Genomic DNA, 26,809 nt, shown 5'->3' with positions numbered 1-26,809 from the left:
AACCTTAAAGTCCCGTGATCTTACTTAGCAGCCACGATGTCCGTGATGCGGACAACAGTGTGGTGCTGGCGATGGCCGCGCGAACGCTTCGAGTTCTGACGACGGCGCTTCTTGAAGGCGATGACCTTCTTGCCGCGGTTGTGCTCGACCACTTCGGCCTTGACGGAAGCGCCCTTGACGAAGGGAGCACCAATCGCAGCGTCGGCGCCTTCGCCGATTACGAGGACTTCGGTGAATTCAATTGCGTCGCCAGCGGTTGCTTCAAGCTTCTCGATGGTCAGCACGTCGTTTGCCGCCACACGGTACTGCTTACCGCCGGTCTTGATGACTGCGAACATTTTTTATCCTTTCATGTTCGTTCCGGCTCGTGCCCGCCAATCAGCAGGTGGCCGTCTTTTTATCAGTCGAGGTTAAGCAGGGATTTCAAAGGCTTTAGCCCAGAACTCTCGCTGCCGGTGATGTGCCTCGCGAGCGCGAAGCATGCAAGGCGCAGACTTATCCACACCTATTGCGCAGCCGAGATACGCGAGCATAAAAAAACTGTCAAGGCAAAAGGATGAAAAGCTTTGAGATTTCGTCTTGCCAGCCCGTCATTCTGTCGCTATGTAGCCCCCCGCGCCGAATAAGCGCCGACCTGACCGCGGAGAGGTGGCAGAGTGGTCGAATGCACCGCACTCGAAATGCGGCATACCTGCAAGGGTATCGTGGGTTCAAATCCCACCCTCTCCGCCATTATCACCAACTAGTTGTTTTGTTGTGCTTTCCTAGCCACCGTGGACAGCCCGCAACGGCGGAGCCCGTCTTGGTAACGAGTCGGATCCAGCGCGTGAAGTGCGCCCGGCAACCATGCTCGCGACGACCGCGTGAGCTGCACGCTGAATGGCACCGCTCACGCCAACATGCATGCGCCAGCAGAACAATCCTCGTTGTCGCTAATCGACGGTATCAGGATGCGTCGATGCCTTCAGATCGGCCAGACCGCGGTTTGCATCCTTGTTGCCGGTCGAGGCCGCGGCAGTGAATATCCGCTCGGCATCGCCGTACATCTTCATGTTCAGGTAGGCATATCCGCGCAGCACCATCAGGTCGATCGGTTCCTGGCGAAGCTGGGCGCGCTGATCGAGAAATATCAAGGCCTCGCGATAGCGCTTTGCATCGAAGGCGGCGAGAGCCCGGTCGGCCAGGATCGCAATCTGCAATTCGGCCGCGCGCTGTTGCGTCTGCGGTGCCTTCGTCGCGGCTACGGCAGCATTGTTGGATAGGCCGGCGCGCAGGAAGGCGAGGCTCTGGCCATAGGCTGCGTCCTCGCGCGTCTTGCGGTTTGAACTGGCGAGCGCTGCGTCGAAAGCCTTGGCTGCCTCCATCGGACGATTGATGTCCATCAGGCACCAGCCCCGTGACAGTGCGGTTTCCGGATCGAGCAGTTGCGCATTGACCGTGGTCGTGCATCCGCGCAGTTGCCGTGCACCGCGGCGAACCGTGACCGTTTGCATCGCAGGCTGGCGTACGACCTCGGTGACGGCTTGCGGGTTTGCACTTTCGATGCGCTCCGGCGGTGCCCGGACAATCTCCGGTGACGCGGCCGTTGGACCTTGCGGCACCATCTGCCCGGGAGGGGCGGGCAGGGAAGGTGTTGTGGTCCGTTGGTTCGTGGCCTCACCCAACTGTGCGATGCGCTCGGACCTGCCACCCCACAGGCGCTGGATCTCAGCTACGCCCGCCCGGTCCCGCAACTGCTGGCGCGTGATGGCCAATCCGTAAGCGGACGGTTCGTCATCCGGCTTCCAGCGTAGCGCCGTCTCGAACCAGCGCGCCGCTGTTTGCGGTTGATTGAGAGTACGGGCAAACCAGCCGAATTGCTGTGCCGTCGGCACATATTTCTGGGCAATGATTTCGCTGGCGATGCGCGAAAGTACCTCTTCGCTGAGGTTGGCAGGCGGCTGCAAGGCCATCAGGTTCGCCGTCGCAGCAAGATATGTCGCGGTCGCATCCTTGGAGGCACCACGCCACTTGTACATGACGTCCTCCGCCTCTTGCGGTTTCTTCTCGGCAATCAGCGCCAGCGCCAGACCCTGGGAAGCGATTGCCGAGTCTTCCTTCTCCCGCGCTGCCCGAAACCATCTTTCCGCATCGGGATAGTTTTCCCGGCGAAGCTGGTACCAGCCGAGAAGAAGGCTGTCGGATGCCAGCCGCTCCGTTTCAGCAAGTCGTTGCACGATTGAAAGATAAGCCGGCGCCACAGCCAGATCGGGGTCATCGTTGCCGGCGGCGACAAAGCGGCGGGCAAGCTCATTGCGAATGCCATCGAATTCGCGGCCGCCGTTGCCATCGGGGCGTTCAAGCGCCAGGAGATCCTGCATCACTGCATAGGAAAGCAAGGCGGACGCCTTCTGAATGGTCGCCACACGCTCTTGCGGATTTGTGCAATTCTTCAGGATATAGACATAGGCATCCCGGGCGCGCGGTGCGCGATCGGTCTTCGCGAAAGCTTCGGCAACCCGCCATAGCACGTCGATGTCGCTGCATGTCAGGAGGCTCGGTGTATTGGCGCCGATCTGGACGACGGTTGCATATTGCTTCAGGTCCGACGCATTGACGAGGCGCGCGCGGGCCTCGGCGACATCCAGCCGGTCAAGCAGGTCAGGCGGCGGCTGCCATCCCGATTCGGACGCCTGCCGGTCGGCAATCGCCTTGCGGAGTTCCGCGTAGCGTCCCTCCGAATACAGTTGCCACATCTGCTCCAGCTGCCTGTCGCCACTCTGCGGAACGGCCAGAGGATCGGCGGGCGGCACCCAGTTCGGGTACAGCGCCTGAAGCCGCGCGATCTCGGCCTGCAGTCGCGCCTTGTCGCCGCGGCTGGCGAAATAGCGCAAGGCACTCTCATCGACTTTCGGCTGGGCTGACTTGGCTGGCTGAGCCGCCGTAGGCTGCTGTTGAGGCGCCTGCGCGACCATCAACGACTTTTCGGCCTCGTCACCGGCGGTCTCACCCTGTTGAGGAAGCGGCGGAACCAGTGTTGCTGCGTGTAGCCGATCGGCAATGGCCTGGACGTCGATCTGCGGCTTGGGACTGGTTTCCGGTCCCGTGACACGACCCATGAGCATGAATTGTGGCGTAGCTGCGTGACCCGACTGCCCGAAGCCCAGCATCTCCTGAAGTGCCACGCGGTCCCTCAGGGCGGTCACCAGACCAGCCACCGCCACCGCAACGACAATTGCAACGGATGAGGATTTCACAGACACTCCGGATGCTTCTCCCCGACAAATGCCAACCCAAGAAGATGAAGGGTCGATGGATAGTAGAGCGACGGCTCAAAATGCTGCGACGACTCAGGCAGCTTGGTTCCTTCCGTCACACAGGCCACGACATCGTTAACAATTCGATAACCCGGGTCCGACAGCAGCGCCTTCGGCTTGCCGGACGAGAGGTCGATTGTCGCCGGAGTGCCCTCCTCGGCGGTCATTCCCTTTCGCAATCTTGACAGCAGAGCCTTGTCCGAAACTCCCGCGCGCACGAGATAGAGCGGGATGCGCAGGCTGTTGTATCCGAATTCCGCGTCGAAGCCGGCTGCGGGCTCCGGCATGCGATTGAGGCTCACCCAATCGGCGGGCAGTTTTCGTGGTCCGAACTGCATGGCCTGCAGCAGCTGCAGACCGTCGTCTGACAGCTTCTGCCAGGCGTTGGATGGGGCCAAGAGCGCCATGACCGGGATCGCCTCATACACCCAGTAGGAGGGATTGATGACGGGGCCGTCCTTGCGATCAGGGGAATTGAAACCGCTGACGCCAGGGAGCAACAGGGTGTGTCCGTTTGAACTGATGACGACATGCGAAAGAAGGGCTTGAGCCATCTTCGCAGCCGCCTCCATATAATCGGTCTTGTTCCACGCAGACCCCGCAAGGGCCAACGCATAGGCGATCAGCAGATCGCCATCCGATGCATTGTTGCTATCGGTGACATGCGGCGTGACGGCAGGATCCCATCTCCAGGCGGCCAGGCCGTCATCGCGCAGCAACAGTTCGGTGCGCGTGAAGTACCATATCTGTTCGAAGTCAGCGGGGTTGTTGGCAAGGTAGGCAAGCAGCAGGCCGTAACCCTGGCCTTCGCTGTGGCTAATATTGCCGTTGCCATCATCGACGATGCGGCCGCTGGCATCCAGGAACTTCGCCTTGTAGGCGCCCCATGCCTCTGGGCTAATTCCGGGACCTCGCGCCTGCGCGGGCTGGCAGACAGCCGCAACCGCGAAGCTTGCGGCGCAGAGCAGTTTCAGCAACCTCATCATTCGCGCCTGCCCAGCCGGGAAAGCATGCTTGCCGTGGTAACACCGATCAGCAGCGAAAGGACGACCAGAAGGAAGGCGTAGGACAGTATGTTCGTTGATAGCCAGTTCGCAGCAATCAGGCGATAATTTGAGAGGGACCAGGGCTGAGAGGCCACGAAATCGAAGCGACCGACCGGGACGCTTTCGACCTTGCCGGTCTTGCTGGAATAGGTGGTGATATGACCTGCGATCTGCGGCCAGTTGACCTGTGTGGTAACGGCTTCGGCGCCCTCGCGCAGGTCCTTGGCGGAAGGAGCCGTTACAATCGTCCAGGAGGATCCCCCGGCAGCGCTTTTGCCCTGAGCGATCAAGAAGCTGTCGTCGTTCGAGGGCGTGAAGACTTCCTCGGACCCTGGTACGAACTGCAGTGAACTCAGCGAAATGTCGAAGTTGCGGCGCAGCCACTCCTGAAATGATGTGATCTGCCCGCGCCATACCCCGCCGCTGACCTTGGAGCGCCAATCGTCAAAGGTCACAGAAGGCTCGGTCTGGTTCGATTGGGCGGCAGCGGGCGGTCGCCAGGACGCCTGACTGGTCGTTGCTACATTCAACTGCGTCAACACGGCCGGCGGCATCTGCGAGATCGAGCCGATGAAAATCGCATCCCGTTCGCCGATGGCGCCCGGTGTCGCCGCCGGTTCAATGTCGAGCGGGCGGCCGGCAACCACTGCCATTTGCCCGAGTAGCGTGGCCGTCGCCGACAGCGTGTCGCTATCAATCCGGTCGATGAACAGCGGAATGGGCTGTGTCGCGCGATTGTAGGGATAGCCAGTCCCTGACAGTCCGGCGAGGTTCGGTCGCTGCCCGATGCGGGCAAAGTCCGGAATGTGAATCTCGCTGGTGTCGAAGAGCGCAAAGCGCGGCGTGGTACCGGCCGTCGTGCCCGGCACGCAGATGTCGTCCTCTTTCGTCATCAGGATGGCTTCGAGGGACAGTGTGTTTAAGCCCGGTTTGAAATGCCGCATCGTCACGCGAATGGGCAAGTGCCGGAAGATGCCCCCACCCGTTGATGAAATCGGCACCGTTGAAGCGATGTTGCCGTTGACGTAGATGTCGATATGGCTGCCGGGCAGGACATTCTGCGTGAAGGCGGCGTCCAGCAGTACCGTCGCATCGCCATAGGCGTTCGCGTAGAAATCAGACGGCACGGCGATGTTGAAACTGGTCCGGAAGCGTCGTCCCGAAAACTCCGTTGTCTTCACGCCCAACTGCGCAAATGTCAGGTTTGTGGCCGAGAGAACAAGCGGTGCATCCGGTGCGCTCCAACGCTGGGTTACCAACGTATCGCGAATGGCGGTCGCGGGCCGGTCCACCGTCGACACAATGGTTTCAATCGCGGCCGAAATTGCGGGCCAGGACGGGCCGCTGATCAAAAGAACGGGTGCCCCCGACTTCGGGTCGGTCACAAAGGAGGCCAGCGGCGCCGCTTGCGCGGCCGGCGGGGGGGCGAAGAATGGTTGGAGCTCTGCCGGCGTTCCGACAACCACAGTCATGCGCCCGGGACCAGACTGGGGCAGTGCATCCGCGCTGAAGGAGAATGTCTCGTTCGGCATGCCGCTCAGAACCGAGAGTCCCTGGGCAAGGCGCAGAAGCGGTTTTGTCGTGCCTGGCTGCTCGAGTGCCGGTACGACAAAATTGAACTGCGTCCTGCCGGTTTCATCGACGCCGATCGCGCGAATGGCGTCCGTGCTGGAAAACTTCGCTGCCTCTTGACCGCTGAAGCTCAGATAGGTCTTTGCCGGGTCGATATCCGTCCAAAGCTCGTAGGTCGATTCAATGGTACAATCGGTGCGGTGGCGCTGTGTGGCTTCGAATGTCAGAAGATTTGCGCCCGGTTGCAGCAGTCCCGCTGGGACATCAAAGGAGACATTCGATGGTGCATCCGGTGAGGCGATCGCCTGTTGGCCGACGATCCGATTGTTCAGAAGAACGGTCAGTTGTGACGCCTCCGGGGCGACAACAACCGCATTCTGATAGGCGAAGTTGAACTTTGCAGGCGCGGCGGCCTGCTCCGGCGTGATGTAGACCGACCACGACTTGCGATCATACTCGCCATCCAGGCCGAGCTTGGCGAACGGAACAACATATCTCCGAAGCGCGGCGCTTAGGCTTGACTGGACGGCGGGCAGAGGGGGTGGCGTGGCAGTTTGTGGGCGAGGCGCTTCCACCTGCGCGGGCGGCGGTTGAGCCGCGGCTGGCGGTGAGGCGGGTGCGATGGCGAATGGTGGCGTCGGGTTAGCAGCGGGTGTAGGCGGCGTGGAGGGTGTTTGCGGGCCGGTCGCCGGCGCAGGCGTGGCCGGTAATGTCAGGCGCGGCACCATCGGGGCGCTCCCTTGCTCACGCTCGCCCGACATGTCGAAGGGCGCGGTCTGTGCATAGGCAACCGCGGGGGCGGAAAGGAGAAACGCCAGGATTGATGTGATCTTCCTCATCAGTTTCCTGCCTTCGCGACCTGATGCGGGCGCTCGCGCTCAGATCTCGTGCTCCGGAAGAGGTACACGAGGCCACGGCTTGTCTGATAGAGCGAAAGGCCGAGAAACCAGATTGTTCCTCGAATGAGGCCTGGGTTATGGCGTCGCGCCTGCTGGAACTGTGTCCACTGATCGGAATTCGCAAAGATCAGGTCGGCGATCAGGCGGTGGTCGAGCGCGCGCTTCGGAATGTATTGGCAGCCAACGGCCAGGATCTCGCCGGACGGCTGGATATTGCGGACGATTAGGGGGAGTGTTTCCATGCTTGCGCCGCTATGAGGCTGAAAGCGAATTTCCCCCTCGGTCCCGATCACCATGGGATCCAGCTGCTTGTTGAAAACATGCAGTCGCGCGCCGTGCACCGACACGTCTTCGATCGATGCCGTGTACCACTTGCCACCGACCCCGAATTCACAACGCCGGTTCACGCGCACGCGTCGGGACGCAGCCCGCTCGCCACGTTCGGACACGACCCCGAGGGCACAGCCGGCCATAATGAGGTTGATGACGTTCCAGCCACCGACCACCAAGGTCACATCGGCCTTATATGGCTCGGCATAGATGCGATAGATGGTCACCGCCAGAGCAATCAGCTGGACAGCAAAGATCACGAAGAACGGCCGGCTGATTTCCGATAAGCGGCTGACGGCAATCGACTCGTCCTTCGCCGTCACCTTGAAGGTTGGCTTGCGCGGATTGAGCATGACCGAAACCACCGCCGGGAGCAGGTGGACCGTCTGGACATACTCGTAGAGCTCCGAGATCCACGGCCAGCGGAAGGACCCGTAGAGGTAGTTCTGCATCATCAGGTTCACGAGCATATAGGCAAGCGTATAGGCCAGGAACTCGCCGCCCGATGCCGTGAAGATCTCAAGATCGAAGAAGAGATAGAAAAGCGGCGCGAACAGGAAAATCGTACGCGGGAAGGGGAAGAGCCAGAAGAGCGTCGACGACATATAGCAAAGGCGTTGCGGCAGTGTCAGGCCACGCTTCAGCAACGGGAAACGGAAACGCAAGATCTGCATCATTCCCTGCGCCCAGCGGCTGCGCTGGCCGATGAAGCTCGCAAATGTCGCGGGCTGCAGCCCGGCGATCAGCGGCTTGTCCACATAGATGCTGTTCCATCCGCTGCCATGAAGCGCAAGCGCGGTTTCGCAATCCTCGGTGATGCTGATGCCGCTGAAGCCTCCCTGGGATTCGAGCGCCCTCCGGCTAAGGACGGCGGCTGAACCGCAGAAGAAGGCGGCATTCCATTTGTCGAGACCGCGCTGGATGATGCCGTAAAACATCTCGTTCTCGCTCGGCATCCTCTCGAAGGTTCTAAGATTTCGTTCGAGCGGATCCGGATTGATGAAGAAATGCGGGGTCTGGACAAGAAACAGCTTCGGATCGTCGTCGAAATAGCCGACGGTTTCGAGCAGGAAGTCGCGTGCCGGCGCGTGGTCCGCATCGAACACGGCGATCAGCTCGCCGCTTGATTGCTTCATTCCGTTGTTGAGGTTGCCCGCTTTGGCATGCTCATTGCGGTCACGCGTGAGGTAGCGGACGTCGAGATCCTCGCAAAGCTTCTTGAGTTCGTCATGGCGCGCCACCGCGGCCTGGGCTTCGAGAAGCTTGTTGGAATTGCGCTTCTGCAGTGTACCACCGTCATCCAGCAGCCAGACGTGCAGTCTTTCGGCCGGATAATCCATGGCCTTTGCCGCAGCCAGCGTGTTGGCGAGAAGGTGGGAGTCCTCGTTGTAGGAGGGGACGAACACGTCGACATGCGGAAACCGCTCTTCCTTGCTCGCGCGCGATGGACGAGGAGGCAAGGGCGTGGCGACGATGAACAGGCTGAGCGCCAACATCGCCACGCTATACATTTCCGCGAGATAGAGCAGCAGGCCAGGGATGAAATTCTCCGGCTGGTTGATCGGCGGCAGCGTATTGGTCGTTCGCCAATAGACATAGCGAAGAACGATGGAGGTGCCAAAGGCAAGCGCAATCAGTCTCCAGGTGCCTTCAGCCTTCAGCCCCTTGATGATCGCCATCACGGCGACGACAACAAAGCTCGCGATCAGCTGTGTCTGCAGGTTCACAGGCAATGTGATCAGAACGATCACGCACAGAGAAACGAAGGCCCACGTAATGATGCTTCGGGCTTTATGCATCAACATCCCTTTGACAATGCGGGCCGGGCGCTTAGGAACACCGCAGCCGTCTCACGTCTACTTCTTCTGGCACGCGGCCGTCATGGCCGAATCCCCTATGCACTCCGGTGACGGCACCGTCAGGCCGCTCGCCACCGCGGTTCTCGGTTGCGTCTGTTCGGCCGAAGGCGCGGCTGACATGTCTGGCTGCGGCAGACTGCTCGAGCCATCAGGCAACGGAACGCGAGGGCCGGTCGGCGGCGGCAATTGCACGGGCGCCTCCTCGACTCTCGGCTGAACGCTGCGTACGCGAACGACACGAGATTGGATTTCCGGACGGGCTGGTTCATAGCCAAAAGCCATCGGCGTGTTTCTATAGCCGCCCTCGTCTGGATAGATCGGATTGCCGGGGCGCCCGAGCGTCGGATCAGTGCCCTGCGGATGCCCGAACGGATTCCAGATTTCTCCATCCAGCATCCCAACGATCGTGTAGCCATACATGATTCCGAGCAACTGTCTTTCGGTTGCCCGGGCATCACAGAGGCGCAACCGCACCTGGATCATTCCGAAGTTGCGCGCTTGCGTCTGCGCGGATCTGCTTGAGCGGATCTGCTGCCAGCCATAAATACAGGTATCGCCCGAACCGCTCTGGCCCGAGGCATAGCCGAACGGTCCATAGCTGTTTTGCAGATAAGTCGCCGAGCGCGTCATCTGCACGCCGGGAACGGCCGCAAAGGCTTCGCGGATTATCCCGTCCTCGCTGACCATCCTAAAGGAGGCGTTTCCGATGCCAGGATTGGCTCCTGATGCCCCAAAAAACTGCACCCCGAGAAAATTCTGACCGGACACGGAAGACGACGTGTAGAGCGAAATCGTCTGCTCTGTGCCATTGCCACGCTTGCGCTCTACGACACTGACGATCGAGGGACCACCAGGCGGAGGCAAGGCCAGCGCCCTTTCGGCGGGCACCGTCTCGGAGACGTTTGGGCGCCTGACATTTCCTGACGACTGACATCCGACCACAAGCCCGGCAAGCAGTGCCAAGCATGACGCCTTCATTACACTGGACGTTTCGGGTCGCCGCAATCGTCTTTCCTCACGTCCATGCGAGATTACGCATTGGACTTCCGAATCAACGACCCTTGAGGCCGCTACCTATGGTAAACGACGATTATGGTTAACCCATAGTTAATGTGCGACAGCGAGTGTTGATCTGGGAAGGGAATGGCACTCGGTGCAGCTGTCCGGCAACGTCGTCGACGGATTCCGATCCTCGCGGTGTTCTCCGTCTGGCGTTGAACACAGTGTGTCGATCATCCTGGATAGACTGCGAAATCATCTCGCGAAACTGATTTGCATTTTATTAAACATGTAACCAAATCGCATTCTTCCTTGAGGACCGATTTGCTCTCCTGGCGCGTTAGACCGGCATCCGAAACGGAGTATGCGAGTAGTGGCAAAGATCCTTATCGTGGAAGATGAACCCCTCATTCGCTTCGTGCTGGCAGACCAACTGCTTGAGGAAGGTTATAGCGTCATCGAATGCGGGAACGTGCTTGAGGCGATCGCGGCACTTGGAGTGAACGATGACGTTGATGCGATCGTGACCGACGTGGAGATGCCTGGGGCACTCAACGGCCTGGATCTCGCGAGGCTCATCAAGGCGACAAAGCCGTTCATCCACGTCTTGGTGACGTCTGGTCGTGAAATCGATCTTACTGACCTGGATTGGGACGCGAGCTTCTTTCCCAAGCCTTACGATCTAAAGGCTATCGCCAACGAAATCGGGCGACGGGTCGGTTCCCACGCGTCGCGTTCTTTGCCGAAGCGGCCAAACGCTGCCAGATAGCGCGAGGATGTCGTGACCATCCTGAAGGTCATGCGGACGCGGAGTCTGGCTGCCCCCATACAATTGATGCCAGCGCCACAACAGAAGCGTTAGCGATGCTGGCTCGAACTCTCAAATCCCTGACCCGTCGAGCTCCTGTGCGTCGTCGCCTTCCCAGGGTGAGGGCATCGACGCACGATTGAGATTGGCCGAGGGCATCGGCATCCAGCACTTCATTTCCGGCTCGGCATATTCAATGATTCGGCCTGGCGAGGAATCAGAGGCACGCCAGCCTTCCGCACCGAACTGATCGCCATTCGACCAATAGGCGAGGTCGACTTCTGCCGGCCCCTGTTCGGACTGGCGGATCGTGACGAGGATCCGACTGCCGTCTTTCGGCGCGCTTGCCATGTGACGCCAGCGGTCTTGCTCGTCCATCGTTCTCTCTCTCCCACCTTGCTGCAGGTTGCAAGTGTCGTCCCGCCATCGAAAACGGTCAACTCATTCTTTGTGGAATCCGTCCTCTATCGGATCTGCTGGTTTACGATCTCCACTGTGACGAAGATGAACGGTTGCGGAGGGGCGGGGGTGCGCCAGCATGGTTTCACCTTTCTCACAAAAAAAGCTTGCCAGAATCTCCGGCTCCTCCCAGCAATACCCCGGCGACGGGTGCACTTACTGTCCGTCGAACGGACTTTCCGCCGCAGGAAATTGGCGATTTGATCGATTCGATTGTCAAAAAACCATAATTTGCTTGACCTAGATCGCACATTGACTCTCGGCCTTAAGAATTGGATCAACGCTGAATGCGCATAACCTATGTTTTCCTTGGTGCAGTTCTTGCAATCGTACAGCCTGCATATGCTGACGTCGCGTCCCCGCCTGTTTTGCAGCCGCAAAAGCAACAGGCACAAGCCGCTCAGCTAAGTGCGCAATTCCTCACGCGGTTCAGCTATAAACCCATTCCTCTTGACGACGCCTTGTCGGCCAAGGTCTTGGATCGGTACATCAAGTCCCTCGATCCGGACCACATGCTCTTTCTGCAAGCGGATATCGACAAGTTCATGTCTGAACGGAACGAAATCGACGATTCCATCAAACGGGAGGACTTGAAGATCCCGTTTGCGATCTTCAACGTGTATGAGAAGCGCGTTGTCGACCGCATGAACTACGCGCGCACCTTGATTAAGCAGGACTTCGATTTCGGTGCGAAGGAAGATTTTTCCGTCCTGCGCGATAAGGAACCTTGGCCGCAGTCGGAAGCCGACAGCAACGAGCTTTGGCGCAAGCGCGTCAAAAGCGACTGGTTGCGGTTGAAACTAGGCGGTAAAGCCGACGCGGCTATTCGCGAGACGCTCGACAAACGGTACGCAAACACGCTCGAGCGCGCTTACAAGTACAAGAGCGACGACGTTTTCCAGTCGTTCATGGACGCCTATACGACCTCGGTCGACCCGCACACGGACTATTTCGGCGCGACCGCTTCCGCCGACTTCGATATCGCGATGAAGCTTTCGCTGGTTGGCATCGGTGCGGTGCTACAGGAACGCGACGACTACACGACAATCCGTGAACTCGTGCCTGGGGGGCCGGCGCAGCTATCCGGTAAGCTCTCGGTTGGAGACCGCATCACCGGTGTCGGTCAAGGCAAGGACGGGGCGATAAAGGACGTGATGGGTACACGCCTCGATGAAGTCGTGCAATTGATACGAGGCAAGAAAGGCTCCGTCGTGCGCTTGGACGTCCTGCCGGCGGATGCCGGAGCAGATGCCACCCATCGCACTATCAGCCTGGTGCGCGACAAAATCAGCCTCGAGAAGCAGGCTGCCAGCAAGACCGTGCTGCCCGTGAAAGTGGACGACGTCACGCGTAAAGTCGGGGTGATCACCCTACCGGCATTCTATGAGGATTTTGAAGCCAAGCGCAAAGGCGACAAGGACTATAAGAGCGCAACCCGCGACGTCGCAAAGCTTCTCGGCGAACTGGAGCAAGAAAAGGTCGACAGCGTTCTTATTGACCTGCGCAACAATGGCGGCGGCTCACTAGACGAAGCGGTCGATTTGACCGGTCTTTTCATCGGCAAGGGTCCGGTCGTTCAACAACGCGGCAGCGACGGCAAGGTCGCGGTGAGACGCGCTGATTTTAAGGCGCCAGTCTGGACAGGCCCCGTGGGCGTCCTGATCAATCGCGGATCAGCATCGGCGTCGGAGATCTTTGCCGCGGCGATCCAGGATTACGGTCGAGGCGTGATCGTCGGCGAACCAAGCTTCGGTAAAGGTACCGTTCAAACCGTCGTCGATCTTGATGACATGGTTCGCAACAGCAAACCGGAATTCGGCGAGCTGAAAGTGACGATTGCCCAGTTTTTCCGGATCAACGGCGGTACGACGCAGCTGCGGGGCGTGACGCCTGATATCAGCTTGCCGGGGTTCTCGGATCCGACAAGCTTCGGCGAGACCAGTTATGATAACGCCCTGCCCTGGGCGCAACTCAAGCCTGCGAAATATACGCCGGCAAACGTTGTAGCGGCATCGCTGCCGACGTTGCAAAGCCGCCATGATGCACGGGTCGAGAGCGACCCGGACTTCCAACGACTGTTGAAAGACATTGCTGACCTGAAGGCGCAGCGCGAGAAAGGGGTTATCTCCCTGAATGAAGCCGAACGTCGCAAGGAAGCGGTTGCTCGCGAGGAGCGGCTCAAGTCTCAAGCGCAAGCAAGCGATAGCGAAGATTCTGGCTCAGATGATGGCCTGCAGTCAAACGAGCGCAGCCTGAGCGCTGATATTGCCATGGAAAATGCCCGCAAGAACGCAAAAGACGTCTTGCTGAACGAGACCGCCGCCATTCTTGCCGATGAGGCGGACTTACAAGGGAAGGCAAACACTGCGGCAAAACTATCGGGAAGCACCGACGGAAAATAGCTCTATCCGATGGCGTGGCAGGCGGGAAACCGAACCGAGTTCGGCAAGCGAGTTCTGGTGACTGCCCCATCGGATACACTTGCGGCGGCCCGTGCTCGTAGCTGGCCGAACGGTAGGCGAAGCCGATTTTATCTTGAGCTGCATTGCTCTAAGCTGTCGGCTGAGCACTCCGTTGGGTTAGTGTATCATGGTCGGCCAGCTAACCATCAAGGTATTGGGCGAACTTAACGTCACGCAGCAGGGACAGCTTTTGCCTCTGCCGCAGTCAAAGAAAACCCGTGCCCTTCTTGCCTATTTGGCTGTCGTCGGAAGAGCCCAACGTCGCGAGCATCTTTGCAAGATGTTCTGGGAAGTTCCGGACGACCCTCGGTCTTCCTTAAGGTGGAGCCTTCACAAGCTGAGGCCAATCGTGAATACGGAAGGTCATGTGCGTCTGCATGCGGACCACAATTCCGTTCTCCTCAGCCCCCAGACGGTCGAGGTGGACTTCAAGGGTATGGCTTCTCTGAGGCCCGCGGACCTCGACCGCTTGGACACGGAGAGATTGGAGTCGCTTGCCGCGACATTTCGTGGTGAATTTCTCGATGGCCTATGCCTCCCGCACTGCCCAAACTTTGAAGCGTGGCGGCTATGTCACCGGGATATTGCGCTTCGGGTGCACATGGAGATTCTGCGCGCCCTTGTTCGACGCCTGCAAGACCGACCTGAGCGAGTAAACGTCTATTCCCTGGTGCTCGATCGCCTTACCAACGAGATTGCCGCCGTCGATCGCCCCGAACAGTGGCCGGAGCCTTCAGTCTCCGGCGTGAGCAACGGGTCTCGCGATGTCCCACTCCGGTCACTTCCACCTTCACAGCCTGGATCAGCTTTCATCTCGCGGAACTTTGAAACGGATGTCCCGTGGCCAGCAGTGACGCCCAGCAAAAGATCGCAGGAAATTCGCTTCTGCAAAACCGCGGATCGGGTAACAATCGCTTACGCGGTGTGTGGGCGGGGATCACCGATCGTAAGAGCCGCACATTGGATGTCGCATCTCCAGTATGATTGGGAAAGTCCGGTGTGGACGCATTGGATCGACGCCCTGTCGGAGAAGACGAAGCTGATACGCTACGACGAGCGCGGCACCGGACTCTCGGACTGGATTGCCGAGGATATCTCGTTTGCGGCGATGATTGCGGACCTGGAGAGCGTGGTCGACGCGGCGGGCCTCGATCGGTTCACGCTGCTGGGCGTATCGCAAAGCTGTGCCGTCTCCGTTGCCTACGCTGTCCGACACCCCGAACGGGTTTCGGGGCTCATCCTGTACGGAGGATTTGTAAAAGGCTGGCGAAAGCGAAGCGACAGCCATGAGGTGGCCACGCATGAGGCAATGACCGCTTTGATCAGGGAAGGATGGGGTCAGAACAATCCGGTTTTTCGACATCTGTTCACTGCAATGTTCATTCCAGGGGCGGACGAGGTGCAGATGGATTGGTTTGACGAATTTCAGCGCATTTCTGTCTTGCCCAGCAACGCAGGTCGCCTGCACGAGGCGTTCGGAGAGATCGACGTTTCGGATGTCCTGTCGCAGGTGACGATTCCGACGCTGGTCTTGCACGCAAGAAAAGACATGGTCGTTCCCTTTCAGTGCGGAAGGGAGTTTGCGACCGGCATCCCCGGGGCTCGATTTGTCGATCTCGATAGCGCCAACCACATTCTCCTCGCCAACGAACCCGCCTTTGAGCGGTTTGTTCGTGAAGTAACGCGCTTCGTCGCCGAAACAGCGTAGCCTTGTGACTGGCGCCTTGGCGCGCCCGACGGTCTTGGAGACGCTATCAACCGAGTTTGGCTCCCGCCTCTCGTTCAAGCGCGATCGCACCCGAGGGGCGCATTTTCAACGATCCGCCCGGCATTTTCAACGATTCCTCCCACACTCCTTCTCACGCCGGCAGAATAAAGTGCTTCCTACAGTTCTCGACGCTGACGAGGAGGCACGACGATGAAGGTTCACACTGTAACCGGCGGCGCAGGATTGCGACTGCATGTTCGCGAGTGGGGAAAAGAGGACGCTCCTTCGATCCTCTTCATCCACGGGTGGTCGCAGAACCATCTCTGCTGGAAGAACCAGTATGAGAGCATGCTTGCCGAGGATTTTCGCCTCGTAGCCCTGGACCTGCGCGGTCACGGCATGTCGGAGGCCCCGCTCGAAACGGAGTATTATACTGAGCCGCAGCTTTGGGCCGACGATATCGCCGCTGTCGTAGATCAACTCAACCTCGGCAGTCCCGTTTTTGTGGGCTGGTCCTACGCCGGCTTCATTATTTGCGACTACCTCCGCGCCCATGGAACGGCGAAGGTTGCGGGCATCAACTTTGTAGGCGCGGCGACCACGCTCAATAACGCCGGGTTCGGCACCTTGATTGGCCCGGGCTTCCTTGATCACGTCATTGGTGCCACGAGCGAGGACCTGCCTGGCAACATCGAAGCAATCCGCAATTTCGTGCGCGGGTGTACTTATTCGCAACTGCCTTCCGAGGTATTCGAAACGGCGATCTGCTGGAACATGGCCGTGCCAGCGAAAATCCGGGCTGCGCTGCTGGCCCGCGAGATCGATTCTGACGATGTACTGACCGCTCTTGCGGTGCCCGTCCTTGTCACGCACGGCCAAGAGGACACGGTGATCCTGCCGGCGATGGGGCGGCACCTTCTAGCGTTATGTCCTGAAGCCACGGCATCGTGGTATGCGGCAACGGGGCACGCACCTTTTTTGGAGAACCCTACCAGGTTCAACGATGAGCTATGTCGTTTTGCAGATGACGCAATGGTGTCCCGGAAAGGTATCTCTTCGAGGCTGGAAGGGAGCACATTGGCTGGAACAAGTCCCCCTTACAATCGCACTTGACCGCGCGGACGAGTTTCAGTTCCTCCAACGGCGAAGGATACGGCACCAGTACACACACAGCTGGCTTCGAATGTCGGATAACTGGCGCGCCCTCTCGGCCATCCGACCTCACACGCCGCCTTCACCGTGCCGCCACTGACCGGTCTCGAAGCTTCCCGTTATGGATTCGACCGCCGCTTTTCGAAGAAGGCGGTTATGCCCGCCTGCGCCTCTGTGGTCTCCCAGCTATCTGCAAGCTGGGAAATCACGCTCTCGATGATCTCTTCCGTGATGGGCGGCGCAAGAGACAGCGCAAGGGCCTTGGCGCGTGTCGCTGCCTCCGGTGAGGCCGCGATGAATTCCGCGATCTCGAGGTCGACAGCACGGTCGAGGTTCGCAGCGGGAACAACAGAGGCGACGAGACCGATGGATTTGGCATGGGCAGCATCGAAGGTTCGACCGGAGACGAAGAGGGATCGTGCCGCAGAGCTGCCGATCCGCGCTACGACGTAAGGGCTGATCGTTGCCGGTATCAACCCAAGCCGAACTTCCGTCAGGCCGAAGCGCGCCGCCTCCGAGGCAATCACTGTATCGCAGACGCTGATCAGCCCGATACCGCCGCCAAAGGCGCTCCCGTGGACGCAGCCAATGAGCGGCTTCGGAAGCTCGTTCAGGGCCTTGAACATCATCGCCAGCCGCCGCGCTTCGGCGATTCTCTTCGCCCGGCTCGCCTTGAACTGGGCTCTCATCCACTCCAGGTCACCGCCGGCACAGAAGCTCTTGCCCGCTCCAGCAAGCACGACGACTCGCACCCGTCCATCCGACCCGAGCGCGCTTGCGGCCTCCGTCAACTCGTCGATCATTTCGGCGGACATGGCATTGTGCTTGTCCTCACGGGTGAGCGCAAGCCGCGCAACGCCGCGTTCGTCGATCGAAATCATCAGCGTTTTCGGCATTATGCCTCGCTCCTTAGGCTCTGGGCAAAATCGGCGGCCTCTTCCAGCTTCTCCGGCGCGAGCCCGGTCCGATAGCCCTTGCGGGTAAGGAACTCAGCGACAGCCAAAGTATCGACATTGCCCTTTGCGCCCGGAGCATAGGGGCAACCGCCCAATCCGCCGACCGACGCGTCGAAAACCCGCAGCCCGTGCTTCAAGGAAACCCCGATATTGTCCAAGGCCCAGCCGTCGGTGTCGTGGAAATGACCCGCAAGCATCGTCGCCGGCGCACAGGAGAGGACCGTTACCAGCATCTGATCGACCTCTTCCGGTCGTCCCTTGCCGATCGTGTCGCCGAGACTGATCTCGTAGCAGCCCAATGCATGCAGGCTCTCGACGACGCGCGCCGTCGCATCCGGCGAAATGGCCCCCTCATAGGGACATTCGACCACGCAGCTGACATAGCCACGCATTGGAACGCCACGTGCACGGCTTGCTTCGGCAACCGGCTTGAAGCGTTCGATACTCTCGGCGATGGAACAGTTGATATTCTGTTGCGAGAAGCTCTCCGAGGCGGACGCAAAGATCGCGACTTCGTCCGCGCCCGCGGCCATTGCAGCCTCAAACCCCCTCATATTCGGGGTCAAAACGGCATAGCGGACCCCCGGCCTGCGCTTGATGCCGGCCATCACTTCGGCGGCGTCAGCAAGTTGCGGCACCCACTTCGGGCTGACAAAGCTCGTCGCCTCGATCCGCTCGAAACCACATTCCGAGATCATGTCGATGAGGGCGATCTTCGTCGCCGTCGGGATCAGGTTCTTCTCGTTCTGGAGGCCATCGCGCGGTGCCATCTCGACGATCGAGACGTCCCGGGGCAGCAATGACGATTCTCCGGGCTGCATCACGTCTCCTCTACCCGCAGCGTCAGAAGTACGGCGCCTTCGTCGACTTGCTGCCCTTCGCTCACCTCGACGGCTTCCACCGTCCCATCGCGGGCTGCGACAAGCGTCAGCTCCATCTTCATGGCTTCCATGACGACAAGCGCATCACCCTTGGCGACCTCCGCCCCCGAACTCGTCCGCACGATCTTCACAAAGCCCGGCATCGGCGCGATCAGTCTGTTGCCATCAGCAACATCCGTGGCACTGAAATCGAGCGGGTTACCGAGATGGAACACATGCGTTCGGTGGTCGACGCTGACGACCAGGTGATGCGCAGCCATACTGGCCTTGACCTGCACCTGCCGGGCATCGACCTCCACCCGGCAACCATCGTCCTGCCGGCTGACGATCTTCACGGGAATGACCCGCCGTCCATCATGCACGGCGAAGAAATCGAAACCCTTGGCCGCAATCCGTAGCGTTGAATGCCCTCCTTCATAGGTCAGAACGACGATGCGCTGCATCTCGCTCCAAAGCTGCCAATGTCCCAGCGTCAGCCAGGGATCGCTATCCGATGATCGCGCAAGCGTACCCAGTGACAACACGCCAGCAAGCGCGATCACCGTGTCCGCAGGCGGCTCGAGCGCGGTCAGAGATTGAAGATTGCGATCGATCAGCCCGGTATCCGGATGGCCAGCGACAAATTCGTCCTGCTCGCTCAATCTGGCGAGGAACTCGAGATTGGTGGTGACACCGACGACATGCGAGCTCTGCAAGGCCCTGGTCAGTCGCAACAGGGCGACACTCCGGCTGGGCCCGTGTACGACCATCTTGGCGATCAGGGGATCGTAGTGAGCCGAGACGGTATCGCCCGGACGGATCCCGGCATCGATCCGCGCCGTAACCTCCGGAAAATCCAGATGCCTGATCGTCCCCGTCGCGGGCAGGAAGCCTTTGGCCGCATCCTCCGCGTAGATCCGGGCCTCGAAGGCCCAGCCATAGATCTCAAGCTCCGACTGCTTCTTCGGCAGCGGCTCGCCGAACGCCACACGCAATTGCCACTCGACGAGATCGATCCCGGCAATCGCTTCGGTAACGGCATGCTCGACCTGAAGACGGGTATTCATCTCCATGAAATAGAAACGATCCGGCCAGAGGCCGTTCGAGACATCCGCGATGAACTCGACGGTGCCGGCACCACGATAGGAAATGGCACGCGCCGCGCGTACCGCGGCTTCACCCATGGCACGACGCATCTCCGGCGTCATTCCCGGCGCCGGCGCTTCTTCGATCACCTTCTGATGGCGGCGCTGGAGCGAACAATCACGTTCGAAAAGATGCACAACATTGCCGTGCCGATCGCCGAAGATCTGAACCTCGATATGGCGCGGGCGAATGAGGTAGCGCTCGATCAGAACGGCATCGTCGCCGAATGCGGCCTTCGCCTCTCGCCGCGCAGCAGCAAGTGCTTCGGGAAAATCCTCCTCGCTGTCGACGCGGCGCATGCCCTTGCCGCCGCCACCCGCGCGTGCCTTGATCAGCACGGGGTACCCGATCAGGGTCGCCTGATCGGCGAGAAACCCGTCGTCTTGTTCCTCGCCATGGTAGCCGGGAACGACCGGCACGCCCGACTGATCCATCAACGCCTTTGCGGCATCCTTCAATCCCATGGCACGAATGGACGACGGCTGCGGCCCAATGAAGACAATGCCTGCCGCCTCTACGGCTGCGGCGAAGTCTGCATTCTCCGAGAGAAACCCGTAACCAGGATGAATGGCTTCGGCGCCAGTTCGCTGCGCCGCAGAAAGGATCCGCTCGATCGAGAGGTAACTCTCCTGCGCGCTCGCGGGCCCCAGCCGAACCGCTTCGTCGGCCATCTCGACGTGCAGCGCCCCAACATCGGCATCCGAATAGACCGCCACCGTGGCGATCCCCATGCGCCTGGCGGTTCGGATCACCCGGCAAGCAATCTCGCCACGGTTTGCGATGAGAATTTTCTGGAACATCGCTACCTCACATCCGGAACAGGCCGAAGCGCGTCTCTTCAATCGGTGCATTCAGCGCCGCAGACAGCGAGAGACCGAGCACGTCGCGGCTCTTGGCCGGGTCGATCACCCCATCGTCCCATAGCCGCGCCGACGCGTAGAGCGGATGGCTTTGCCGTTCGAAAAGATCGAGCACCGGCTGCTTGAAACTGGTCTCCTCCTCCGGTGTCCATGGCGTGCCGGCACGGGAGAGCGCCTCGCCCCGCACAGTCGCAAGCACGCCGGCCGCCTGCTCTCCGCCCATGACCGAGATGCGGCTGTTCGGCCATGTCCAGAGAAAGCGCGGCGAGAAGGCGCGACCGGCCATCCCATAGTTGCCCGCACCGAAGGAACCGCCAACCAGCATCGTCACCTTTGGCACGCCGGTCGTTGCGACCGCGGTAACGAGCTTCGCACCATTCTTCGCGATGCCTTCGGTCTCGTATTTGCGGCCAACCATGAAGCCGGTGATGTTCTGCAGGAAGACGAGCGGTATCCTGCGCTGCGAGCAGAGCTCCACGAAATGGGCGCCCTTCAGGGCCGACTCGGAGAACAGCACGCCGTTGTTGGCGACAATGCCCACCGGGATACCATGGACATGTGCAAAGCCGCAGACCAGCGTCGTCCCGTAGCGCGCCTTGAATTCATCGAAACGCGAGCCGTCGACGATACGGGCGATAACTTCGCGCACGTCGTAGGGCACGCGCAGGTCGGCCGGGACGATCCCTGCGATTTCCGAGGGATCGAACAGTGGTGCCTCAACCGCCTGGCGCTCGACGCCACCCGCCTTGGATCGATTGAGATTGGCGACGGCGCGCCTCGCCAATGCCAGGGCATGCGCGTCATCTCGCGCAAGATGGTCTGCGACACCGGAGAGCCTTGTGTGCACATCGCCACCGCCAAGGTCCTCGGCCGAAACGACTTCGCCGGTTGCGGCCTTCACCAGCGGCGGGCCGGCGAGAAAGATCGTCCCCTGCCCCTCGACGATGATTGCCTCGTCGGACATGGCAGGCACGTAGGCACCACCTGCCGTACACGAGCCCATGACGACGGCGATCTGTGGAATTCCTGCCGCCGACATATTGGCCTGATTGTAGAATATCCGGCCGAAATGATCGCGATCCGGAAAGACCTCGTCCTGATTCGGCAAGTTCGCGCCGCCCGAATCCACCAAGTAAATGCAGGGCAGATTGTTCTGGGCCGCGACTTCCTGCGCGCGCAGGTGCTTCTTTACCGTCATCGGAAAGTAGGTGCCGCCTTTGACGGTCGCGTCGTTGCAGACGATCATGCAATCGCGCCCTGAAACGCGGCCGATGCCGGTTATCAGCCCAGCACCCGGCGCCTCATTGCCGTACATGCCGTGGGCTGCGGTCAATCCGATTTCGAGAAAAGGCGTAGCCGGATCGAGCAGGGCGGCGATCCGATCCCGTGGTAGCATCTTGCCGCGGGTAACATGACGCTCGCGCGCTGCAAGTCCGCCCCCATTGGCCGCACTCAAGGCTGCGTCCTCGATGGCACGGATAGCTTCGGCCATCGCCGCGCGATTTGTCCTGAAGTTCTCCGAATTCGTCGAAATCTGCGACTTCAAAACCGTCATTGGTCACCAGGATGGTTGTCGGATGAAACGTTCGGATCAGGCCGTTTCGGAAAAGAGCTCGCGGCCAATCAGCATGCGTCTGATCTCAGAGGTTCCGGCACCGATCTCGTAGAGCTTGGCGTCACGCAGCAACCGGCCGGCGGGATAATCGTTCGTGTAGCCATTCCCCCCGAGCGCCTGGATTGTCTCAAGCGCCAACAGCGTCGCCTTCTCGGCGGCATAAAGAATGCAGCCGGCAGCATCCTTGCGCGTCGTCTCGCCGCGATCGCAGGCCGCCGCAACCGCGTAGACATAGGCGCGCGCCGTGTTTATGGTTACGTACATATCGGCGAGTTTTCCCTGCATCAGCTGGAATTCGCCGATCGCCTGGCCGAACTGCTTTCTTTCGTGAAGATAGGGCACGACGACATCCATGCAGGCGGCCATGATGCCGATCGGTCCAGCGGAGAGGACGACACGTTCATAGTCGAGCCCCGACATCAGAACGCGCGCACCACCGCCGAGTGTGCCCAGCACATTTGCCGCGGGAACCTCGCAGTCCTCGAAGATCAATTCGCAGGTGTTGGAGCCGCGCATGCCAAGCTTGTCGAGCTTCGGGCCAGTTGAAAAGCCCTTGAAGCCTTTCTCGACGAGGAAAGCCGTGATGCCACGCGGACCCGCATCAGGGTCTGTCTTCGCGTAAACCACCAGCACATCGGCATCCGGGCCGTTGGTGATCCACATCTTGTTGCCGTTGAGGAGGTAGCTGTCGCCTCGCTTCTTCGCCCGAAGCTTCATCGAAACGACGTCGGATCCGGCGCCCGGCTCGGACATGGCGAGTGCGCCAACATGTTCGCCGGAGATGAGCTTCGGCAAATAACGCGACTTCTGCTCGTCCGTTCCATTGCGGCTGATCTGATTGACGCAAAGGTTGGAATGGGCGCCGTAGCTGAGGCCGACGGAGGCGGAAGCGCGGCTGATTTCCTCCATCGCGACGCAATGGGCCAAGTATCCCAAGCCGGCGCCGCCATAGGCCTCCTCGGCCGTGATCCCGAGCAGTCCCATCTCACCCATCTCGCGCCAGAGTGGCGTTGGAAAACTGTTGCTGCTGTCCGTCTCGGCAGCGAGCGGTGCAATGCGCTCCGTCGCGAAACGTCGAACGCTGTCGCGGAGCGCCTCGATCTCGTCCGCCAGACCAAATCTCAAACCACCAGAATACATGCCTTCCCTCCCAAGTCCGGCGCGCGACTACAACAGCGTCCGGTATGCGTGTGTCGTCATTCTCCCGTCATTGTTCTTCACGCGCGTATCTTGTCGGCAGCTCCTCCACTGCCGGTCGGCCTGATAAATCTCGTTGAAGAACGCGAAAATGGCAAGCATTTCCGGTCGGCCAGACGTTTCTGACCGCCAGTTTGCCCCAGCGACTATTCGATCGATCTTCGGCCGGCATCCGCCCTTCCTCCCGAGATAGGCGACGCACGGGATCTTTAGAGATCCGCGTGAGAATAAAGGGATGCTAGCACCGGGCGCGCGGAATTTCTGAACCAAGACGGTTCATCCTGCGCAAAATATGGAAAGAATTCGCCGCCGGGACGACGCGTTCAACCGCTGAGGGCCGTCCGACAAAATCGACGGCCCAAGTGGCGATATGAGCCACCTATGACGCTAGCGCTTTATGGCGCGGCCACTGCGGCTTTCGGCGATTGCCCGCACTTGATGACGGCGAACCAGCTCGGCCTGTACCTCGGCCTGAAACGTCATGACCTGTTCGCGGACCTTAGCTTCGGAGCAGCCAAGCGACGTCAGCTCATCAGCCAGCCGGCGGCATTCTGTCTTCCAGAAGCGTACTGCATCCTCGCCGTGGCGACGGTCCAGTTCGGTCGCGCACCGTTCAATGTCTCCGGCGCGTGAAGCGACCGGGAAAAGTACGATCTCGCTTGTCGTCATTGCTTGCAGATTCTTGTTTGACTGTACTGACATCGACTCATTCCGTTGCGTCCGACTCATTCCTAGCTGACCATGGTTAACGCTTTCCTCTTCGCCCCCACAAACGCGGCGTTCAATTCATCGCGGCGGTCAAAGCGGGCATCGACACGGTCTCCGCCACAAGCAGGACTTCCGAACCATCGGAAATGCCGCTAGGCTTCTGCAGGCTGCTTTATTGGTGCAGCGAGGGGGCTGAAATCAGTGAGACGTGTAGTTGCGAAGCCTGTTGCGGCGGCAATCGTGGTGTTCGCGCGCGCCATTACCGCGGTTCGCGCTATCTGGCCGAATGACGGCATTCCCCAGGGCCAGTGTGTTTACTTCGCCAATCACTCCAGCCATGGCGATTTCATCCTGGTCTGGGCCGTCCTGCCGCCGAGCTTGAGACGGAAGACACGCCCCGTCGCTGGCGCGGAATATTGGCTGAAGTCATCGATCAACCGCTTCATCGGCTGCAACGTCTTCGACGCAGTTCTTATCGAGCGGGACCGCGACAAGCGCACACGCGATCCGATTGAAGTCATGGCCGAAGTGGTCGATTCCGGAGCGTCGCTGATCCTCTTTCCCGAAGGAACGCGCAACCAGACAGATGCGCCGCTGCTGCCGTTCAAGAGCGGACTGTTCCATCTCGCCTCGACCCGGCCGGACATTCAGCTTGTGCCGGTCTGGATCAACAATCTCAATCGGGTCATGCCAAAAGGCGAGATCGTCCCGATCCCCTTCATCTGCACCGTGACCTTCGGCAACGCCATTCGGATCGACGCCGGCGAGACCAAGGAAACCTTCCTCGACAGGGCGCGGACGGCGCTGCTTGATCTGTCACCAAAACACCTGGGCGGTAAAGAATGAACGCAGCGAACGCCGACCTGTGGACACTCGTCCTTGGCATCTTCACGCTCCTGATTGTTTCGTCGACCATCGGCTACCTGCTGCAGCGCCGACTGCCGGCCGGCCAGTCGAATGCCGCGATCGAGAACCTGAACGCACGCATCAAGGCGTGGTGGATCATGGCCATCCTGATCGGCCTTGCCTTTCTTGCCGGTCGGATCGGCGTGCTGCTGCTGTTTGGCTTCTGCTCTTTCGCGGCACTACGCGAGTTCATTACGCTGACCGACACCAAACGCGCCGATCACTGGGCGCTCGCAGCCGCCTTCTTCGTCGTCCTGCCGCTGCAGTATTGGCTTTTGTGGGAGAGGCAATACGGCATCTTCTCGATCTTCATTCCGGTCTACGCGTTCCTCTTGATGCCGATCATCTCCGTACTGCGCGGCGATACCGAGCGTTTCCTGATACGCATTGCCGAAGTCCAATGGGCGCTGATGATTTGCGTATTCTGCGCCTCCCACGTTCCGGCGCTGCTGACGCTGACGATCCCCGGCTACGAAGGCCGCAACGTTCTGCTGATCGCTTTCCTGGTGATCATCGTGCAGCTCAGCGACGTGCTCCAATATGTCTGGGGCAAGCTGTTCGGTCGAACAAAAATCGCACCAAGCCTGTCGCCTTCAAAGACCGTGGAAGGCTTTGTCGGGGGCGTCTTTAGCGCGACGTTGATCGGTGCCGCCCTATGGTGGATCACACCTTTCACGCCGCTCCAGGCCGGGGTCATGGCTTTCGTTATCACCATGATGGGCTTTTTCGGCGGCCTCGTCATGTCGGCGATCAAGCGAGATCGCGGCGTCAAGGACTGGGGTCACCTGATCGAAGGCCACGGCGGACTGATTGACCGGCTCGATTCCGTCGTCTTTTCCGCGCCGATCTTCTTTCACATTGTCCGCTACTGGTGGTCGATCACATGATGACGCCGGTCCGTCGGCTGGCCCAGAGCAGTGCGATACATGTGCTTTTCGCATTTGTCGCCATGGGCGGCTGGGCGGTCTTCGCCAACAGCAGCCACCCGCTGCAGCGAGCCCTATTTGCCGGCCTTGTGCAGGGCGCACTCTCGGCCGGCCTCACCTTCTTTCTCAAGACGGTTATCGAGCGGCTCGCAAAACAGTTCAAAGGGCGCGCCGGTCTCTGGGCACCGCCGCTGATCGCATGTCTGGCATCGACTGCCGTGCTGATCTCGATCCATGCGTTGAGCGGCACCCCGGAAATCCTGAAAACCATAGCGGTGCCGCTAACCGTCTCGACGACCTACGCGGCAGTCTACAATTACTTTGTCTACCAAGAGAGGATCGTGGCATGACGGAAACGGGCGATCGCCGGCCGCTGGCAAGCAGAGACACGCAATGGGCAAAGCGCATTGCGCAATGGCTGGCGACACGGTCGGTCACGCCGAACCAAATCTCTCAGGCAAGCATGGTCGCCGCGGCATTGGCCGGCGGCGCGTTCTTCCTTGCGGGACGGGATGACGGGTGGACAAGACCGCTCCTCCTCGTTCTCGCGGCCGCGTTCTGCCAATTGCGGCTGTTGTGCAATCTCTTCGACGGTATGGTTGCCGTTGAGGGCGGCAAGGGCGCAGCGGACGGCCCCTTCTGGAACGAATTCCCCGACCGCGTCGCCGACATCCTGATCCTGGCCGGTGTTGGGTATGGCATCGGATCGCCCGGCCTTGGCTGGGCGGCGGCATCTTTTGCCGTATTGACGGCCTATGTTCGCGAGCTCGGTCGAGCAACCGGGACGCCGAGCGACTTCTCCGGCCCGATGGCAAAACAACACCGAATGGCGACAATCACGGCTGCGGCAATCCTCTCGATCCTCGAGCCGTTTTGGAGCGGGCACAATCAGGTTCTACTCGCTGCCCTCTGGCTGATTACGATCGGTGCTGCCTTCACGGCGCTGCGACGGGGCAGAAACGTCGTTCGGAATCTGAAAGGTGGCCACGCGGGCAATTGACGCCCTTCACTCAATCCTCGTCAGGCGTACCGAAAAGCTCGAAAG

At 60.1% G+C, this 26,809-nt stretch carries 21 protein-coding genes and 1 tRNA gene; 9 read left to right on the top strand and 13 right to left on the bottom strand.

Annotated elements, in window-relative coordinates:
• Positions 1-20: 20 nt before the first annotated feature.
• Positions 21-338 (bottom strand): 50S ribosomal protein L21, encoded by a 318-nt coding sequence (gene rplU, locus AS026_RS29070; RefSeq protein ID WP_007528566.1) that lies wholly within the window; start codon positions 336-338, stop codon positions 21-23.
• Positions 339-642: 304 nt separating this feature from the next.
• On the opposite strand from rplU, the gene AS026_RS29065 reads away from it, so the two are divergent.
• A tRNA-Ser gene (locus AS026_RS29065) sits at positions 643-732 on the top strand.
• 200 nt (positions 733-932) lie between these two features.
• On the opposite strand, the gene AS026_RS29060 is transcribed toward AS026_RS29065, so the two are convergent.
• The 5 genes from AS026_RS29060 to bcsN are packed head-to-tail and all read right to left on the bottom strand — an operon-like array spanning position 933 to position 9,890.
• Positions 933-3,236: a hypothetical protein gene (locus AS026_RS29060; protein WP_062373865.1), complete on the bottom strand. Its 2,304-nt coding sequence runs from the start codon at positions 3,234-3,236 to the stop codon at positions 933-935.
• Positions 3,233-4,282 carry a family 8 glycosyl hydrolase gene (locus AS026_RS29055; protein ID WP_062373862.1) on the bottom strand — a complete coding sequence of 350 codons (1,050 nt, stop codon included), beginning with the start codon at positions 4,280-4,282 and terminating at the stop codon, positions 3,233-3,235. Before AS026_RS29055 ends, AS026_RS29060 begins: the two co-directional genes overlap by 4 nt.
• Positions 4,279-6,753 (bottom strand): cellulose biosynthesis cyclic di-GMP-binding regulatory protein BcsB, encoded by a 2,475-nt coding sequence (locus AS026_RS29050; protein WP_062373859.1) that lies wholly within the window; start codon positions 6,751-6,753, stop codon positions 4,279-4,281. Before AS026_RS29050 ends, AS026_RS29055 begins: the two co-directional genes overlap by 4 nt.
• Positions 6,753-8,942 carry a UDP-forming cellulose synthase catalytic subunit gene (gene bcsA, locus AS026_RS29045; RefSeq protein ID WP_025657998.1) on the bottom strand — a complete coding sequence of 730 codons (2,190 nt, stop codon included), beginning with the start codon at positions 8,940-8,942 and terminating at the stop codon, positions 6,753-6,755. The genes AS026_RS29050 and bcsA overlap by 1 nt, the downstream gene beginning before the upstream one ends.
• 57 nt (positions 8,943-8,999) lie before the next feature.
• The gene (gene bcsN / locus AS026_RS29040) at positions 9,000-9,890 is read right to left on the bottom strand and encodes a cellulose biosynthesis protein BcsN (protein ID WP_018116447.1); all 891 of its coding nucleotides are present in this window, start codon (positions 9,888-9,890) and stop codon (positions 9,000-9,002) included.
• A gap of 475 nt (positions 9,891-10,365) precedes the next feature.
• Between bcsN and AS026_RS29035 the strand changes: the two genes are divergently transcribed.
• Positions 10,366-10,770 carry a response regulator gene (locus tag AS026_RS29035; RefSeq protein WP_037214600.1) on the top strand — a complete coding sequence of 135 codons (405 nt, stop codon included), beginning with the start codon at positions 10,366-10,368 and terminating at the stop codon, positions 10,768-10,770.
• A gap of 111 nt (positions 10,771-10,881) precedes the next feature.
• On the opposite strand, the gene AS026_RS29030 is transcribed toward AS026_RS29035, so the two are convergent.
• Complete coding sequence (locus AS026_RS29030) at positions 10,882-11,187, bottom strand: hypothetical protein (protein ID WP_018855961.1); 306 nt, start codon at positions 11,185-11,187, stop codon at positions 10,882-10,884.
• A 368-nt stretch (positions 11,188-11,555) separates the two neighbouring features.
• On the opposite strand from AS026_RS29030, the gene AS026_RS29025 reads away from it, so the two are divergent.
• From AS026_RS29025 to AS026_RS29015, 3 genes are all read left to right on the top strand, one after another.
• Positions 11,556-13,670: a carboxy terminal-processing peptidase gene (locus AS026_RS29025; protein ID WP_062373856.1), complete on the top strand. Its 2,115-nt coding sequence runs from the start codon at positions 11,556-11,558 to the stop codon at positions 13,668-13,670.
• A 1,057-nt stretch (positions 13,671-14,727) separates the two neighbouring features.
• Complete coding sequence (locus AS026_RS29020) at positions 14,728-15,438, top strand: alpha/beta fold hydrolase (RefSeq protein WP_062374252.1); 711 nt, start codon at positions 14,728-14,730, stop codon at positions 15,436-15,438.
• A 210-nt stretch (positions 15,439-15,648) separates the two neighbouring features.
• Complete coding sequence (locus AS026_RS29015) at positions 15,649-16,551, top strand: alpha/beta fold hydrolase (RefSeq protein ID WP_062373853.1); 903 nt, start codon at positions 15,649-15,651, stop codon at positions 16,549-16,551.
• A 158-nt stretch (positions 16,552-16,709) separates the two neighbouring features.
• Here the strand turns inward: AS026_RS29015 and AS026_RS29010 are convergent, their stop codons facing one another.
• From AS026_RS29010 to AS026_RS43755, 6 genes are all read right to left on the bottom strand, one after another.
• Positions 16,710-17,486, bottom strand: a complete 777-nt coding sequence (locus AS026_RS29010) for a crotonase/enoyl-CoA hydratase family protein (protein WP_062373850.1) — start codon at positions 17,484-17,486, stop codon at positions 16,710-16,712.
• Entirely contained in the window at positions 17,486-18,367 is an 882-nt protein-coding gene (locus AS026_RS29005; RefSeq protein WP_062373847.1) for a hydroxymethylglutaryl-CoA lyase, read from the bottom strand. The genes AS026_RS29010 and AS026_RS29005 overlap by 1 nt, the downstream gene beginning before the upstream one ends.
• Positions 18,367-20,352 (bottom strand): acetyl/propionyl/methylcrotonyl-CoA carboxylase subunit alpha, encoded by a 1,986-nt coding sequence (locus AS026_RS29000; protein ID WP_062373844.1) that lies wholly within the window; start codon positions 20,350-20,352, stop codon positions 18,367-18,369. The genes AS026_RS29005 and AS026_RS29000 overlap by 1 nt, the downstream gene beginning before the upstream one ends.
• A gap of 7 nt (positions 20,353-20,359) precedes the next feature.
• Positions 20,360-21,967, bottom strand: coding sequence for a carboxyl transferase domain-containing protein (locus tag AS026_RS28995; RefSeq protein ID WP_062373840.1), 1,608 nt, complete (start codon positions 21,965-21,967; stop codon positions 20,360-20,362).
• Positions 21,968-22,003: 36 nt separating this feature from the next.
• A complete protein-coding gene (locus AS026_RS28990; RefSeq protein WP_062373837.1) occupies positions 22,004-23,167 on the bottom strand; it encodes an isovaleryl-CoA dehydrogenase in 1,164 nt (387 codons plus the stop codon).
• Between the two features lie 444 nt (positions 23,168-23,611).
• Positions 23,612-23,893 (bottom strand): DUF6074 family protein, encoded by a 282-nt coding sequence (locus AS026_RS43755; RefSeq protein WP_312867209.1) that lies wholly within the window; start codon positions 23,891-23,893, stop codon positions 23,612-23,614.
• 240 nt (positions 23,894-24,133) lie between these two features.
• Between AS026_RS43755 and AS026_RS28980 the strand changes: the two genes are divergently transcribed.
• From AS026_RS28980 to AS026_RS28965, 4 genes are read left to right on the top strand one after another with little or no spacing between them, the layout of a single operon-like run.
• Complete coding sequence (locus tag AS026_RS28980; protein ID WP_062373834.1) at positions 24,134-24,778, top strand: lysophospholipid acyltransferase family protein; 645 nt, start codon at positions 24,134-24,136, stop codon at positions 24,776-24,778.
• On the top strand, positions 24,775-25,725 hold the full coding sequence (locus AS026_RS28975; RefSeq protein WP_062373831.1) for a phosphatidate cytidylyltransferase: 951 nt from the start codon (positions 24,775-24,777) through the stop codon (positions 25,723-25,725). Before AS026_RS28980 ends, AS026_RS28975 begins: the two co-directional genes overlap by 4 nt.
• A complete protein-coding gene (locus AS026_RS28970; protein WP_062373828.1) occupies positions 25,722-26,114 on the top strand; it encodes a hypothetical protein in 393 nt (130 codons plus the stop codon). Before AS026_RS28975 ends, AS026_RS28970 begins: the two co-directional genes overlap by 4 nt.
• Positions 26,111-26,764 (top strand): CDP-alcohol phosphatidyltransferase family protein, encoded by a 654-nt coding sequence (locus AS026_RS28965; protein WP_062373824.1) that lies wholly within the window; start codon positions 26,111-26,113, stop codon positions 26,762-26,764. Before AS026_RS28970 ends, AS026_RS28965 begins: the two co-directional genes overlap by 4 nt.
• Positions 26,765-26,809 lie beyond the last annotated feature (45 nt).

Source organism: Rhizobium altiplani, assembly GCF_001542405.1.
In the GTDB taxonomy this organism is placed as follows: Bacteria; Pseudomonadota; Alphaproteobacteria; order Rhizobiales; family Rhizobiaceae; genus Rhizobium; species Rhizobium altiplani.
Note: the sequence above shows the minus strand (reverse complement) of the source record. Positions and strands in the feature narration are given on the sequence as shown.

Coding starts and splice junctions, on each gene's coding strand:
- AS026_RS28965 (WP_062373824.1), top strand. CDS start 26,111: ATGACGGAAACGGGCGATCGCCGGCCGCTGGCAAGCAGAGACACGCAA.
- AS026_RS28970 (WP_062373828.1), top strand. CDS start 25,722: ATGATGACGCCGGTCCGTCGGCTGGCCCAGAGCAGTGCGATACATGTG.
- bcsA (WP_025657998.1), bottom strand. CDS start 8,942: ATGCATAAAGCCCGAAGCATCATTACGTGGGCCTTCGTTTCTCTGTGC.
- AS026_RS29025 (WP_062373856.1), top strand. CDS start 11,556: ATGCGCATAACCTATGTTTTCCTTGGTGCAGTTCTTGCAATCGTACAG.
- AS026_RS29035 (WP_037214600.1), top strand. CDS start 10,366: ATGCGAGTAGTGGCAAAGATCCTTATCGTGGAAGATGAACCCCTCATT.
- AS026_RS29010 (WP_062373850.1), bottom strand. CDS start 17,486: ATGCCGAAAACGCTGATGATTTCGATCGACGAACGCGGCGTTGCGCGG.
- AS026_RS28990 (WP_062373837.1), bottom strand. CDS start 23,167: ATGTATTCTGGTGGTTTGAGATTTGGTCTGGCGGACGAGATCGAGGCG.
- AS026_RS29055 (WP_062373862.1), bottom strand. CDS start 4,282: ATGATGAGGTTGCTGAAACTGCTCTGCGCCGCAAGCTTCGCGGTTGCG.
- AS026_RS29030 (WP_018855961.1), bottom strand. CDS start 11,187: ATGGACGAGCAAGACCGCTGGCGTCACATGGCAAGCGCGCCGAAAGAC.
- AS026_RS29005 (WP_062373847.1), bottom strand. CDS start 18,367: ATGCAGCCCGGAGAATCGTCATTGCTGCCCCGGGACGTCTCGATCGTC.
- AS026_RS29015 (WP_062373853.1), top strand. CDS start 15,649: ATGAAGGTTCACACTGTAACCGGCGGCGCAGGATTGCGACTGCATGTT.
- rplU (WP_007528566.1), bottom strand. CDS start 338: ATGTTCGCAGTCATCAAGACCGGCGGTAAGCAGTACCGTGTGGCGGCA.
- AS026_RS29050 (WP_062373859.1), bottom strand. CDS start 6,753: ATGAGGAAGATCACATCAATCCTGGCGTTTCTCCTTTCCGCCCCCGCG.
- AS026_RS29000 (WP_062373844.1), bottom strand. CDS start 20,352: ATGTTCCAGAAAATTCTCATCGCAAACCGTGGCGAGATTGCTTGCCGG.
- AS026_RS43755 (WP_312867209.1), bottom strand. CDS start 23,893: ATGACGACAAGCGAGATCGTACTTTTCCCGGTCGCTTCACGCGCCGGA.
- AS026_RS28995 (WP_062373840.1), bottom strand. CDS start 21,967: ATGACGGTTTTGAAGTCGCAGATTTCGACGAATTCGGAGAACTTCAGG.
- AS026_RS28975 (WP_062373831.1), top strand. CDS start 24,775: ATGAACGCAGCGAACGCCGACCTGTGGACACTCGTCCTTGGCATCTTC.